Annotated in this window: 11 protein-coding genes; 1 reads left to right on the top strand and 10 read right to left on the bottom strand. The window is 61.4% G+C overall.

Features of this window, described 5'->3' with window-relative positions:
• Positions 1-12: 12 nt before the first annotated feature.
• The 8 genes from rfbB to PXH66_RS11130 all read right to left on the bottom strand — a co-directional run bounded on the left by rfbB (position 13) and on the right by PXH66_RS11130 (position 8,138).
• Positions 13-1,065, bottom strand: a complete 1,053-nt coding sequence (gene rfbB, locus PXH66_RS11165) for a dTDP-glucose 4,6-dehydratase (RefSeq protein ID WP_330931563.1) — start codon at positions 1,063-1,065, stop codon at positions 13-15.
• Between the two features lie 18 nt (positions 1,066-1,083).
• On the bottom strand, positions 1,084-1,953 hold the full coding sequence (locus PXH66_RS11160; protein WP_330931562.1) for a sugar nucleotide-binding protein: 870 nt from the start codon (positions 1,951-1,953) through the stop codon (positions 1,084-1,086).
• 47 nt (positions 1,954-2,000) lie between these two features.
• The gene (locus PXH66_RS11155; protein WP_330931561.1) at positions 2,001-2,777 is read right to left on the bottom strand and encodes a glycosyltransferase family 2 protein; all 777 of its coding nucleotides are present in this window, start codon (positions 2,775-2,777) and stop codon (positions 2,001-2,003) included.
• A 12-nt stretch (positions 2,778-2,789) separates the two neighbouring features.
• Entirely contained in the window at positions 2,790-3,863 is a 1,074-nt protein-coding gene (locus tag PXH66_RS11150) for an NAD-dependent epimerase/dehydratase family protein (RefSeq protein WP_330931560.1), read from the bottom strand.
• Positions 3,864-3,957: 94 nt separating this feature from the next.
• On the bottom strand, positions 3,958-4,572 hold the full coding sequence (locus tag PXH66_RS11145) for a hypothetical protein (RefSeq protein WP_330931559.1): 615 nt from the start codon (positions 4,570-4,572) through the stop codon (positions 3,958-3,960).
• Positions 4,573-4,613: 41 nt separating this feature from the next.
• On the bottom strand, positions 4,614-6,422 hold the full coding sequence (locus tag PXH66_RS11140) for a matrixin family metalloprotease (RefSeq protein ID WP_330931558.1): 1,809 nt from the start codon (positions 6,420-6,422) through the stop codon (positions 4,614-4,616).
• The gene (locus PXH66_RS11135) at positions 6,419-7,045 is read right to left on the bottom strand and encodes a hypothetical protein (RefSeq protein WP_330931557.1); all 627 of its coding nucleotides are present in this window, start codon (positions 7,043-7,045) and stop codon (positions 6,419-6,421) included. The genes PXH66_RS11140 and PXH66_RS11135 overlap by 4 nt, the downstream gene beginning before the upstream one ends.
• Positions 7,046-7,076: 31 nt before the next feature.
• Entirely contained in the window at positions 7,077-8,138 is a 1,062-nt protein-coding gene (locus PXH66_RS11130; protein WP_330931556.1) for an NAD-dependent epimerase/dehydratase family protein, read from the bottom strand.
• Between the two features lie 106 nt (positions 8,139-8,244).
• On the opposite strand from PXH66_RS11130, the gene PXH66_RS11125 reads away from it, so the two are divergent.
• On the top strand, positions 8,245-8,922 hold the full coding sequence (locus PXH66_RS11125) for a class I SAM-dependent methyltransferase (protein WP_330931555.1): 678 nt from the start codon (positions 8,245-8,247) through the stop codon (positions 8,920-8,922).
• Here PXH66_RS11125 and PXH66_RS11120 read toward each other — a convergent pair.
• Complete coding sequence (locus PXH66_RS11120; RefSeq protein WP_330931554.1) at positions 8,919-10,727, bottom strand: hypothetical protein; 1,809 nt, start codon at positions 10,725-10,727, stop codon at positions 8,919-8,921. The two genes, PXH66_RS11125 and PXH66_RS11120, sit on opposite strands and share 4 nt — an antisense overlap.
• 20 nt (positions 10,728-10,747) lie before the next feature.
• Positions 10,748-14,548 carry a glycosyltransferase gene (locus tag PXH66_RS11115; protein ID WP_330932365.1) on the bottom strand — a complete coding sequence of 1,267 codons (3,801 nt, stop codon included), beginning with the start codon at positions 14,546-14,548 and terminating at the stop codon, positions 10,748-10,750.
• Between the last annotated feature and the right edge of the window lie 32 nt (positions 14,549-14,580).

Here is a 14,580-nt window from a genome sequence, read left to right as displayed (position 1 = left end):
GGGGCGGAATGCTTAGGCGTGGCCGAGGCGTTCGAGTTGGTAGTCGCCGCTGAGAATGTTGGCGGTCCAAGCCTCGTTATCGAGATACCACTGCACGGTTTTACGGAAGCCGGACGTGTGGTCCTGTCTGGGTGTCCAGCCGAGTTCGGCTTTGATTTTGGACGCGTCGATGGCGTAGCGGAGATCGTGCCCCGGCCGGTCGGTCACGAACGTGATCTGGTCGGCGTAGGCTTTCCCGTCGGTCCGCGGTCGCAGTTCGTCGAGCAACGAGCACAGCAGGCGAACGAGGTCGATGTTTTGGCGCTCGTTGTTGCCACCGATGTTGTAGGTCTCGCCGGTGCGACCCGTGGCGATCACCGTGTGCAGGGCTTCGGCATGATCGCCGACGTAGAGCCAGTCGCGAATGTTCTCACCCTTCCCGTAGACCGGGATCGGCTCGCCGCGCAGTGCCTTGAGGATAACCACGGGAATGAGCTTTTCCGGAAACTGGAACGGACCGTAGTTGTTCGAGCAGTTGGTGACCAGAACCGGCAATTTGTAGGTATCGGCCCAGGCGCGGGCGAGATGATCGGAGGATGCCTTGCTGGCGGAATAGGGGGAGTGCGGGTCGTAGGGCGTGGTTTCGGAGAAAAGGCCCTCGGAACCGAGCGAACCGTAGACCTCGTCCGTCGAAACATGGAGAAAACGGAAGCGAGCCCTGGCGTCGCCGGTCAGCGCATCGAAATGGGCGCGAGCGGCCTGCAGCATCGAAAACGTGCCGACCACGTTGGTTTGGATGAATTCGCCGGGTCCATCAATGGAGCGATCCACGTGAGATTCCGCCGCGAGGTGCATCACCCAGTCAGGTTGAAAATCGGCGAACAATCGGGCGATGGCCACCGTGTCGCAAATGTCGGTCTGGGCAAACGTGTAGCGGTCATCGTTCGCGAGATCCGCGAGCGAGTGAGGGTTGCCCGCATAGGTGAGCTTGTCGACGTTGAGAACCTGGTGTTCGGGGGTGTCGAGGAGATGGCGGACGAGGTTGCTGCCGATAAAGCCGCAACCTCCGGTGACGAGGATTTTCATAGGGCGAGGGCGGAGGCGTCAGGCGGGGACCCATTCACTCAGCGCTTGGCGAAGCGCGTCGTGGACCTCGGTCATTTCGATGCCCGCAGCCGCGAGTTTGGCGGACGTCATGACGCAGTTCGAACGAGGGGTTTTGGCGGCGATCTGCATGAACTCATCTTCGTCGGCGAAGAAGTCGAAATCCTTGGTGCAAACGCCGCTCTCTTTGATCAAGTCAACGACCTCGCGTGTCGTGATATGACCCGGATTGGTGACGTTGTAGGTCCCGAACGGAATGCGTTTTTCCCAACAGGCAAAGGTTGCCTCCACGAATTCATGTAGCTGCGAGATCGAATTCTCGGCCTCCAGCAGACGCTGATACCGGAGCAGTTTGGTGATGTAATTGCGGGGGTTGTCGCGGTGATCGAACGGAATGCGCAGCCGCCAGATGTAGACGTTGTCGACCCCGACCAGCGTCTCTTCACCGAGGGCCTTGGTGCCGCTGTAGAACGAACAGTTGTCGGTGCGAAACGAGAAGTTGGGGGTGTCCTCTTCGGTGAAGCCCGTGCCGTCGGGACGGGACCCCGTGTAGATGCAGCCGCTCGACACATGCCCCCAGGGCACGTCGGCGGCAGCGCAGGCCGCGGCGATACGACCTGGGAGCACGGCGTTGCCGAAGAGGCATTCCGCTTTGTCGGTTTCGCAGGCGTCGACGTTGGGCTTCCCGGTGTAGCCAGCGGCGTTGATCAAAAACTCCGGTCGATCCGCCTGCAGCGCCGCCGTGAGTTTGTCGACCTGGGTGTAGTCCAAGTCGGCCCGTCGCAGGTTTTTGAACGGGATATTTTTGCGAGTGAGCAGGTCTTGATAGGCCTGCCCCACATAGCCGGAGCCTCCGAGTAGATAGATCATGAAAACAGTCTATGGTTCAGCGCATGAGCCGAAGGGCAATGCGGTTTTCAGTAGCGACCGTCGCCGCGCTTGTAGTCGCCGCGGCTGAACGATTTTTCCAGCCATACATACATGCAGATGAAAAAGTAGCGGCTGCCCATTTCCTTGATTTTCAACTTGGCCTCTCCGTAACGGCGATTGCTCCAACTGATCGGCGTGACCGTCCAGCTGAATCCACGCACGATGGCTTTGAGCGGGATCTCGACGGTGAGGTTGAAATGGGGGGAAAGAAAAGGCCGACAGCCGTCGATCACGGTGCGTCGGTAGGCTTTGAACGCATTGGTCGTATCGTTGAGTTTGATGTTGAACATCAAGCGGATGAAGAAGTTAGCCATGCGGTTGACCATCAGCTTCACGCGCGGGTAGTCGATGACCTTGCCACCTTTAATGAAGCGGCTGCCGAAGGCGCATTCGTAACCCTGTTCGAGTAGACGCCAGTAGGTGACGGCGTCCTCCGGGTCGTCGGAACAGTCGGCCATCATGATGACCACCGCGTCGCCTTGGCTGTTATTCAGACCGTAGACGATCGCCCGGCCGAAGCCATGTGGTCCCGGATTTCTCACATGAGCGAGGGTGGGATACGTGATTTTGAGCTCATCCAACACTTCGAAGGTGCGATCTGAACTGCCGTCATCCACTACCACGATTTCGTGCGGGATGGACTCCCGGGTGAAGGTATCGTGAATCGCTTTGACCGTGATGGGGAGGGAGTCCTCTTCGTCGCGGGCGGGGATGATGACCGAGAAAAGCGTCGGCGGTGGCAGGTTGGGCGTTACGGAGCTCAAAAAAAAGCGGAGTTAAAAGGGAGCGGATTGATCGAGCCAATCGGGATGAGCGCGGGCGTGCGTCGCGATCTCCTCGAGGATTTGGAGGGTCGGCGTTTCCGGCCGCCAATCCCAGACCCGCGCGGCTTTCGAGGAATCGAGCACCATCCAGGGAATGTCGAAGGGTCGGGCCTCTGCTTGGGTGGTGACAGGATGGGGCGCAAAATTTTGATCACACCATGCGGTCAGTTGGCGGAGTGACATCGCGGAAGCTGCACCTCCACTGACATTGATGATCCGGTCGTCGACCGCCACATTCCCGGCGGAGAACTGTTTGGTGAGCAGTGAAATCAGGTCGCGAGGATGCAGGCAGTCGCGCACTTGGTGGCCTTGACCATCGAATCCGATATACTTCAGGGGGCGCTGCTGCAGGTGGCTGTTGAGCCAGAAGGCGAAGATCCCTTGATCGGGACGGCCAAACTGCCCCGCTCCGGCCATCACGCCACAACGGTTGATGAAGACGGGGAAACCAAACGTGCAGCCGTATTCGAGCGCCAGGGCTTCGCTCGCCACTTTGGTCGCGCCGTAGAGAGAAACGGGGGCTTGGGTGCTGAAATCTTCGCTGACGCCTTGGTCGGTTAATCCCATCGGAAGCGCGGCCGCAGGGTCGGGACGAAAAGCCCCGCGATGGACCTGCACCGCCAGATCCGCCAAGGGCGGAATGGAATAAACCCGACTGGTGCTCAGCAGCGTGAACCCGGCCCGGTGCGCTTTGCAGAACTCGAGCATGTTCACCGTGCCGGTCAAGTTGTGCTCGATCAACTGCCGCGAACTCGTGTGTCCGTCGACTCCGGCCAACACGCTGGGATTGGCCGCCGCATCGATCACCCAGTCCACGGACGGCACCGCCTCGAGGTCGGAGGGGGATCGAATGTCACCGTGCAACAGTTGCACGCCCATGGCCTTGAGTTCGGCGCGGTTGGTCTCGCTGCCGGGACGAATGAAATTATCCAGTCCGATCAACGTGTGGCTGGAATCCGTCGCGTGCAATTCGCGTGCGATGGTGCTGCCGACGAAGCCGCAGATGCCGGTGATAAGTATCTTCATTCCACGCAAGGCAAACGGGGGGACGCGTCGGGAGAAAGCCGAAAATTGACCCTCCGTATCACGTTGTTTGGCAGCTTAATGCGATCTCTTGGCGTCACTGCGGGGTGGGGGCGTTGGCGCTGTCCTTCGCCGCCGCTCGCTGGTCGTCCCGTTCCTTGGTCTGGGCTTCCTGGTAGGCCTTGCGCTGAATCATGCCAATCTCGAGCAAATCGCTGACCAGCATGCGCGCTTCGGTCGCTTTGTCCTCGTCGGTCAATGCGACGGGGGCGGCGACCCCCGCCATGGGCACGGGGCCGGAGGGAAGCGTAGGCTCGTAGGCGGTCAGCATGGACGGGTCATAAGTCTGCTTCTTCAACATCAACGCAATATCCCGTCCGCTGCGGCGAATCGTGACCTGTCCCGTCTCGGGGTCGTGGGCGAGTGCATGGATGCCGTTGGAGGATTCGCCGATCTTGATCCAGTGGCTTTTACGGGTGGCGATCACGGTCACGCAAACGACCGTGGCGTCGCCCAGTTTGGTGATGCCGGTAAGTTCGTATTCCGTGGAATCAGGCGACGCGGAAACCGTGGACGGAGCCGCCGTAGGTCGATTGAACGGCGATTTCCGCGGAGGCGTTTGCGCAATGGCGGTGGAAAGCAGCAGCGCGGTCACCAATCCGCAGAGACTGAATCGATGAACGGCGAATATTCGGCTAAAGGAAGAAACCATGACGATGAGTGATACTATGCCCAAAACCGGCGATGAATCGATCAATCTTCGGGAAACTCGTAGATCTCGATCAGCGCCACGCCTTCGGCATCACCAAAACCAGAGACCTGCAGGGTGTAGGCCCCGGGGGCGAGGGTGATTTTGAGAGCGGATTCCTGCCGATCGGTGAGAGGGAACGCGCCGAGTTGTTGCATGGCGCTTTCCAGCATCGGCTGATGTTCGGATGGGTCATCCCAGTCGTCCACGTAACGGATGATGGTCTGGCCCTGATAGAGCGTCATCACGGTATCGTCCATGTAGTCCAGGATGTTAAAATCCAACAGCGTGTCACCCACGGCGCGCAGCAGGTAAGTGCGCGGGGCCGGACCTTCCACGACCAGACCGGCGATAATGATGTTGTTGCCGGTGCTGACATAGCCGCGAGTCGACAAATTGACGAGCCGACTGTCGCTATCCGTCGCATCGACGTCGTAAGCCTCGACGATGACCAGGCCCTCGTCGCCCGCCGCACCCTCGACTTGAGCGGTGTAGACGCCGGGATCCAGTTCCACCAAAATGGCCGCGTCGAGCGAACCGGAGGGCAGGGCGAAGCCGCCGGCGCTTTGGGTGATCGCGGCAATCTCGGCCGCCGTCGCCGTGGTGTTGGTTTCCCAATTGTCGTTGGTGGCGACATCACCCACTTCGCTTTGAATCAAGGTGAGGCGCGGATCGGCCTGGGTGCCCGGCAAATTGAACGGATCCTCGCCCAACGTCGGGCCCACGGCCCGGACCAGCACGCGTTTCGGCGCCGTCCCTTCGATGACGAAGCCGACCGTGAGCGTGCGTGAGCCCGAACCGGCAAAGGCGCGGGTGGAGAGGTTGGCCATTTTGGTTGCGGCAGAAGTTTCCACCGGATTCACGACGAGTTCCGCCGCAGCCTCCACCTGGCCATCCGCATTGCCGATGAAAACGGTGTAAGTGCCTGCGTCATAGGTTTGAGCCGCGCCAATAAACAATTCCGGGTCATGGAAGGTGAACAGCCAGCTCTCGACATCGAGGCGGGGGAAATACCACGAATGCCCGAGACTCGGGTCGGCGGTGTCGGCCGAAACCAACTTTCCGTCGACTTCAAAATCGAACTTCACCAAGTCTCCGACATTGGCCGTCACGCTCAGTGGAGCTCGTGAAAACGCGGGCCTGACCAAGGCTTGCCCATACAACGCTTCCCCGCCCGCGATGTCATCCGCACGTAGGCGGTCGGTATTGGACGCCGTCGAGTTCATGACGGCCTCCACGGTTTGCACGGGATTCGCTTGATCGGGGTGCCCCAGACCGAGGGCATGCCCGATCTCGTGCAAGGCGACCCGCTTGAAGTCGGCTGAACCGTTGCGATGACTGCCTCGGTAGGAGTTCCATGTCGCCGCATCGGCGTGGAACACGATGTCCGTTTCTTTCATCGCCGCCGAGTTGAGGGGATCGCGGATATAGAGCGTGACGCCTAGAACGTTTTCATCGATTTCCTCCCCAAACACCTCATTGCCCCAGTAAAACTCGGTGACGCCGTTGTTGTAAGCCGGGGCCTCCACGCGGGCAGCGGAGACGAGTTCAATGCGGTTCAAAACGGCGTTCCAGTTGACCAGTGAGGCCTCGATGACCGAGTTCCAATTGGCCGAGTTGTCGGATAAAACGGTATTGATCAGAGGCGCCCCGTCGTCGTCCAGATTGAGGTGAAACACCACGGTGCCACTCGGCCAAGTGGGCCCCAAGGCCGTCCAAGCCTGGGTGGATGCGGCACTGACCAGCGCGGCGGCTCCGATGAGCCACGGTTTGATAAGGTGCAGGGAGGAACGGGACGGAGAGGGCGCGTTCATGGCTGCACCTCCCGGGTCGTCCCAAGGCGGTTGAGTTCCTGCGTGATCGCGGCCCGAAAGGCGTCCGACGTCATGGCGGTGGCGGCGAAACTGGACGAGGCGGCGGCGTGATCGTCCGTTTCATCGCCGATATCGGCGGTGGAGCGAAGCGGGGCACCATTGAGTCGCATGACCTGAGTCGAACCGGCCGTCGGTCCCGCCTGCAGGAGATAGGCTCCGTGATGGGCGAAATTGAGCGGACAAATCACGCGGTTGTTACCTTTGACGAAAAACCACCCCTGCTGCCCTTTGCGAAACGTCGGCATGCCGGCGATCGCCATGGTGTAGCCATCCACCGTGCCACCGAAAAAACTGAGGGTGAGTTCCTCGTTCGCCGGGCCTTTGGCCGTTTCTTTGATCCGCAGACGAACAAACGTTTTGATGATTTGTTTGCCTGAACGGCTCTCGACCCACCGGCTTTCGACCTCCGCCACGGACGCGCGAACGATCTCTTCGGATTGTCCGACCAGCGTGGTCAGAGTAGGGGGAACGACGGATATCGCCCGCAGAGGCGCTGCCAAAGCGCCGAGGGTGAGCCAGAAAGTGAAGAATGCGGCAGGTAGCCGAGTGAGTGTTTTTTTCATGGGCTACCTTTGAAACGTGTGAAAACGGGATTTATTGCAGCGATCTCTTACGCCAGGCTTCGACAATCTGGCCGATCGTTTCCTCTAGTGAGACTGAGATATCCCAATTCGGGTAGTGTTCCCGCATCTTTCGGAGGTCGGAATAGTAGCAAATGTGGTCGCCGATGCGATTTTCGTCCACGTAGGTGTATTTCTGAGCCTGACCGGAGAACGACTCCGCGATTTTGAAGGCTTCGAGAATCGAGCAGGAGTTGGCTTTGCCGCCGCCCAGATTGTAGACCTCGCCGACGCGCGGGGCATTGACAAACGCGGCCATGAACCGCGCCACATCAAGGGAGTGGATGTTGTCGCGCACCTGTTTGCCCTTGTAGCCGAAGACACGATACTCGCGGCCTTCGAGGTTACATTTCACGAGATAGGAGAGAAAGCCGTGCAACTCGACGCCGGTGTGATTCGGGCCGGTGAGGCAACCACCGCGCAAGCAGCAGGTGGGCATGTTGAAGTAGCGGCCGTATTCCTGCACCATCACGTCGGCGGCGACTTTGGAGGCACCGAAGAGGGAGTGCTTGGACTGATCGATCGAGAACGTCTCCGCGATGCCATGTTCGTAGGCGGCATCGGCGTAGTCCCAGCGAGTTTCGAGCTCCTGCAACGCGATGCGGTTGGGCGCGTCGCCGTAGACTTTGTTGGTGCTCATGTGCACGAAGGGCGACTCCGGGCAGGCTTGGCGCGTCGCCTCAAGCAGGTTGAGCGTGCCGACCGCGTTGGTGTCGAAATCGTCAAACGGAATTGCGGCGGCGCGGTCGTGCGAAGGTTGCGCGGCCGTGTGCACGATGACGTCGGGTTTCACTTCCTGCAGTAGCGCGAGCACGCCGGGGCGATCGCGGATGTCGACTTCATGGTGGGCGAATCCCGGTAAACCCTCCGCCAAGCGTTGCTGGTTCCAGCGGGTATCGCCTTGCGGGCCGAAAAATACCGCGCGTTGGTTGTTGTCGACTCCATGCACCGTGAATCCCAATTCGCGGGAAAAATAGGTGCAAACTTCGGAGCCGATGAGCCCGGACGAGCCGGTGACGAGGAGAGTCTTTGCCATAGTAGAGGACGGGGGAGCGCACCGAAACACGCTCCTTCGGGAGTGGCAAGGCTCGGTTGTCGACGGGAGTTGACGCCGGGCCGTCGCCCGGTTGGGCTGCGCGACCATGCCGTCGCGCGCCGACTACAAAAACACTTGGAACGAACTCGCCCAGACTCCGGAGGAAGCCTTTCTCTACGTCGGGGGCACCCGCGATGAAGCCGAGCTCGATGCCACCGCGGTTCACGCGATCAATGTCCTGCGGGCCACGGTCGGTATCAACCCCACCGACGACTTCGTCGAAATCGGTTGCGGGGTCGGTCGGGTGGGCAAGGCCCTGTCGGGAATCGTGAAGACCTGGACGGGATGCGACGCGTCGGGGGCGATGGTGAGCCACGCCAACCGCCGTCTCGAATCCTACGCCAACGCCAAGGCCATCGAAGTGTCGGGCCATGATTTGCAACCGCTCGCGGATGCGTCGTTCGACGTGGTCTATTCGACCGTCGTGTTCATGCACCTGGATGAGTGGGACCGTTACCGTTACGTGCAGGAGGCGATGCGCATCCTGCGTCCCGGCGGTCGCTTCTTCTGCGACAACATCAGCATCACGACCGAAAACGGCTGGGCCTATTTTCAGCAGCATTGCGAATCGTTCAAACCATTGGAGCGGCCGACCCACATCGCCAAGTGCTCCACGCCGCAGGAGTTGACGATCTACTTGGAGCGCGCGGGATTTACCGGCGTGCAAACGCGGGAGCGCGATCTGTGGGTCGACGCCTGGGGTATCAAGCCGGCCGCGAGCTAACTCGATTCGTTTTGGCGGCGTCGTAGCACCGGCACCGCACCGAGTAACCCGCCTCCGACGAGGGTGAGTCCCGCGCTGAGAATCCAGACGTGGAATTTCAGCAGCTTTTCGGTCGCCCAAGAGAGCCAGCCCATCTCCACTGGAGCAGTCAGCGCGAAACTCTCCAAAGTGTCCGCGTCGGTGAGCTCGATCCACCATTCGCCGGCGGGTCGGAAAACATTGATCGTGCGCCAACGACCGCGGGCCGGGCCGTCGGGGCGAACGGTGACATCGCCCTCCGCGCTCACGATACGCATCGACAGGGCGGCATCCGGATCGCCCAGCGCGCCGGTGAAGCGGAAGCGCAGCACCGGGAGCGTGTTGTCGGGCATGGGCGGACTGCGCCACGTCCACGGTTCGGTTTGTGTGCCGGCGGGGGATGCGGCGATCACCGGATAGGTCGGGGGTGGCAACCCGTTGAGCACGTCATTGGACGCCGCGGGGATGGGCACGGGCTCCCGCACTGCTGCCGGCATCATCAGTTGAATGCCGCGATGCTGCCACCGTTGGAACAACAACTCGCCAGACGGGTGGGGCAGGTCGTGCATGCCTTTGTCGCGCAGATAACTCGGATCCTGCGTCGCCAGATAATGGCGGACGTGGGTCTCCTGCTGGTCGACGCGCGCTTTGTAGGTGGGCAACGTGCTTCGCTCCAATCGTTCGGTGATTTGAACGAGCGCAAATCCCACTGCCATGGTCCACACTACCATCAGGCTGGTGCGCCATTTCTTCGCCAGCGGTAGCCACGCGAGTGCCACCCCTTGCAGGATCAGACCGAAGGAAAACTGGTCCAGGTAACGCGACGACAGAATCGCCCCATGGTAGCGATACACCACCGTCGCCACCACGATCAACGTGACCCAGGCGGCGATGCCCAAATACTCCCGCTCGAACGCGGCTCGCTCACGTTGCCGGATCAATCTGATCATCACGATCACCATGGGCGCCGCGAAAATCAGTGCCCAGGGCAACCAGCCTTGCAGGGGCCACGTAGTGATTTGGGCCATGCCGTCGAGGAACTCTCCCACCGATTTCACCCGCAACGGGTCGTGACCCGGAAACGGAGTGCGCGACAGCCAGCCGAGCACCGTCCACAGCACCGAGAGCGCCAGCGTCGTGATTTGCCACCGGCTCGCTGAGCGCGAGCGCAGCATTTCCACTCCCACCACGGTGCCCACCGCGAGCGAGGACAACAGTCCCGATCCCATGGCACCCAACACGAGCAAGCCGCACAGTTGTCCACCGATCCAGCGGGCATCGAAACGATTCGAGCCGAACACACCCCGAATCTGCAGCAGGGACAGCCAAATAAGATAGTAGAATTGAGATTGAAATCCCTGCAGGGTGTTTTCCCACGCGATCGGCAGCACCCACAGCGCCGTGCCCACCAGCGCGAGCAGGGCGAACTGTATTCCGGTCACGCGCGGACGAATCCAGCTCAGCAAAAACGGCAGCAACATCGCGTGCAGCACCGCATTGACCAGCATTTGCACAAAGGCGTCCCACTGGCCGTTGAGCATCACGATGCCGAGGGTGGAGAGCTTGGTGTAAACGATGCGGTGTTCGTTGTGCGGTTTCCACGCGTCGATGAGTTTAAACTCCCCGTCCGACCATGGTCGCAGCACGTATTCACCTTCGCCATCAACTTGGTCCCACCGCGGCACGCTGCTGCCCGTGGTGTCGATCAGCCAGAGTTTACCCCCGACCACGAACAGGATGAGTCCCGTCCAGGTGATGAGGTGTCGAAGTCGATTCCAGGTGGCCATGCGCGCGCGTCGCAAAACCGTCAGGGACGCGGCGGCGTGGCCAGCGTGAAATCCTCGTAGAGTCCGGTCAGGTTCGGGTTGTAGGCGGGATCGCGATCGAGCGTGCGCGCCCAACGTTGCCGCATCACGGCGATTTCACCGGCGAAACGGTCGAGTTTATCGGGCGAATCCTCCACGCCGCGGCTGGCCGATTCGTGATGGTAAAGCTCGGCGAATGGCGTCCACACGTTCCAGTAACCTGCCGCGCGCACACGCAGACAAAAATCGATGTCGTTGAACGCGACCGCGAGTTTGTCGGCATCGAATCCACCCACTTCCTCGAACACGGCTCGCCGAATCACGAGACAGGCCGCCGTGACCGCCGAATAATTTTGCACCAGACGCAATCGGTTGCGCTGACCGTCCGTGCCGCGTTGGGCGTCCTTGAAGGCGTGGCCGGCCACGGATGGCGAACCATTGAGCCCACCGATCCCGAGAATCACACCGGCGTGTTGCACGGTGTCGTTCGGGTAGTAGAGCATCGCGCCGACGGCACCGACCCCGGGGCGACAAGCCTGCGCGACCATTTCGGTGAGCCATGCGCTGTCGATCACTTCGAGATCGTTGTTCAAGAATGCCAAAACCGCGCCCCGCGCGTGCTGCGCGGCAAAGTTGTTAAGGGCCGAAAAGTTGAAGACGCCTTCGTAGTCGATCACGCGCACGCCTTCGGCTTGGAGCGCGGTGAAGTATTTCAGTATCGTGGGATCGTCGGACTGATGATTCACGACGATCACTTCGATCGCGGGGTAAGCGGTGATGCCGCGCAGCGAATCGAGGCAGGTGCGTAGCAATTCGTAACCATTGTGCGTCGGAATGATCACGCTGACCCGGGGGGCGGGCGACGGCAGCGGGTATTTGATCCGCCAGTGGCGGCCTTCGACCGGTATCAACTCTGCGGTGACACCGACGGTGGCGAGATGATCGGCCAGCGCGCGCTTCGCGGCTTTGAACGGGTAGTCGTCCTTCTGGTCGATCACGAGGGCCGTCGAACCCGGGATTGCGCGCCAATGGTAGAGCACCTTGGCGATGTGATGAATTTTCGTCGCCTCGAGCCCGGCCGTGGCGCGCAGCGTGAGATCCCAGTCCTGGCTGCCTTCGAGCCCCTCGCGGAATCCGCCGATCGCGCGCAGCCGCTCCGTCCGGAACGTCGACAGATGGCAGGTGTAGTTTTGTCCCAGCAGCAGATCGGGATTCCAATCGGGTTTAAAATACGGATCGGTGCGATGACCGGCTTCGTCGATTTTGTCTTCGTCGGAGTAGATGAACTCTAGCTCCGGCTTGGCTTCGAGGGCGTAGACGATCTCGGCCAAGGCGTGCGGTCGCAGTTCGTCGTCGTGGTCGAGTAGCGCGCAAAACTCACCGGTGGCGATGGCCAGAGCGGAGTTACTGGCGGCGGAAATGTGACCGTTCTCCTCGCGGCTGACGACTTTGATGCGCGCGTCGCGCTTGGCGTAGTCCCGGAGAATTTCGGCGACATGAGGTTCGGTGCTGGCGTCGTCGGCGATGCACAACTCCCAGTTGGGATAGTATTGTTCGCGCACCGATTCGATGGCGCGCACCAACCACGGACGCGGAGAGTTATAGACCGGCATCAACACCGAGATCACGGGCCGTTGCGTTGGCGACATGGCCTCGATGCGCGCACGATGATTGATCGCATCGGCGAGCTTGAGGGTGTCGTAGCGTTGCACCCAGGCGCGGTAATCGCGCCGCACATTGGACGGGTCATCGCTCATCACGCGGGTGTGGCGAGCGGCGAAACGACGCCATTGGCCGTCGGCGGTGAGGGCCTCGAAAACGGTTTCGCCTTCCCAGCCGACGGGCAGCGTGTAGTCGGCGGTAAATCCCGCATGGGCCGCAAACGGATGTCCCGGATGCAGACCCGCGACATCGGGGCGCGGCACGCCGTGATCGACGGCGATCACGTGGTCGCCAGCGATGATGCGCATTTGCACGATTTCCTGCTGATCGGACGCGACGACCCAGCCGCGCATGAGGCCCGCAGCGGGGACCGCCGCCCAGTCGGCTGGTTCGTCGAGGCAGTGCGGCAGACCGGGATCGATCGAAACCTCGACGTTGGTATCGGTTGACGGTTCGGCGGTTGCGGTCGGGGAAGTCGGGGTGGAGGCCGTGGGCTTCACCAACGGATCGAGCAAGGTTCGCCGGAGCGCGCGGAAGGGAGCGGTGAGGAGCCAGGAACCGGACTGCGTGACGCGCTCCAACTTGGCCGTTAGCGCATTGATGCGGTCTTCGAGCTGGCGGACGGTGGTGCGGTGCTGGGTTTCGTTGTGGGTTGTGAGGTCGCGGAGATCGGTGGCTTCCTGACGCAGTTTGGTGAGCTCAGGCAGCAACGCGTCGGTGCGTCGACTGAGCTCGGCGCGCACGTTTTCGGTGACGTGTTTTTCGGCCTGCAACTTTGCGGCGGCGTAGCGGGCGCTGGCGGCGTGTCGGGCGGCTTCAACTTTCGCGGCGGCGAGTTCGGCCTTCAGGTCGGACGTTTCCCGGGCGAGTTCATGCACGCGGCGTCCCAGCGCAGCATCCTGACGCGCGACGAGCACAGCTGTTTCATCGTCGGTCGGCGCCGCATCGCCAAACACCGGCGGTCGTTTCAGCGCGGCTTCATAAAACTTCAGCAGTCCTGCCGTGTTCTGGCCCAAATCGAAATGCGCGTGAGCGAAGGTTTGGGCGCCGGCGGCCAAACGCGCGGCGAGATCATCGTCGGCGAAGACTTCACGGCATTTGGCGGCGATCGCTTCCGGTGTCGACGCGGTCAGGAACAACGCGTTCTTACCGTCCTGGAGGTGGGTCGCGATATTCGTGGCGGGGATGATCAACGGCCGAGCCGCCCACATGAACTCGGGCACCTTGGAGGGCAGTCGGTAGGCGTTAAAATCGTCGGCCGCGCCCGGTTGGACCAACACATCGGCGGCGGCGAGCAGGCGGGGGAGATCGGCTTTGGGGAGGAATCCCAACTCGGTCACAAAATCACCGCCGAGCGGATTGAGCGTCTCCGCATACTCGGCCGGAGCGAGACCGGTGCGCACGAGACGCGTGGGCTGGCCGGATTCATTGAGCAATCGCACCGCGAGCGTGAGCGTGCGCACGTCGGCCAAATTGGCGAACGTCGTGCTGCCGGTGTAGACGATGAGTTTTTCGCCGGGCTTCAGCTCCAGCGATTCCTTGGTCGCGGTGATTTCCGCCGCCGTCGGCGCGGGGGCGATCTCCAGTCCCGGCAAAAGCAGATGGTGCGGAACGCCGGTGAGCACAAACTCCGCGAGCCGCTCTGTAATGTGCGTCACGCCGTGGGCGATGCGCAGCAGGTTGCGCGAGCGCACGGGGTGCGAAAGATTGGTCGGCAGCAAATCGCGCAACTCTGCGTCGCTGAGCTCGGCCAATTCGGTGGAAGGTCGTCGGGCGAAGGCAGCGGCGAGGTGGTCCTCGTTGTCTTCGAGATGGATGATCAGGCGCGCGTCGGGGTGGCGCGCGAGGTAGGCCATCGCGAAAGCGCGCACGTTTTCGCGGGGCGTCCACGCATGGACCACGTCGGCGGGCTGGCGATTGGGGAAGTGGGGGAGTTCGCCCAGCAGGTCGTCAAAGAGCCGCACGGGAAACAAGGGCGAAGCGAGACGATCAATGGTCTCGGGCTTTTCCGGCACGCCGACCACGCAGGCATGCCCGCGCCGGGTAAGCTCGTTGGCGAACGCCCCGATGTGATTGAGGCTGTTGGACGTGCAGTCGCCGTAGTTTGCGAAAAGGATATTCACCGAAAAGGGAGGAGGCATTTAGAAACCACGAAACACACGAAATACACGAA

Origin of the sequence: Synoicihabitans lomoniglobus (assembly GCF_029023725.1) — a bacterium.
Taxonomy (GTDB): domain Bacteria; phylum Verrucomicrobiota; class Verrucomicrobiia; order Opitutales; family Opitutaceae; genus Actomonas; species Actomonas lomonigloba.
The sequence above is the reverse complement of the archived record's forward strand: the minus strand, read 5'-3'. Positions and strand labels throughout refer to the sequence as shown.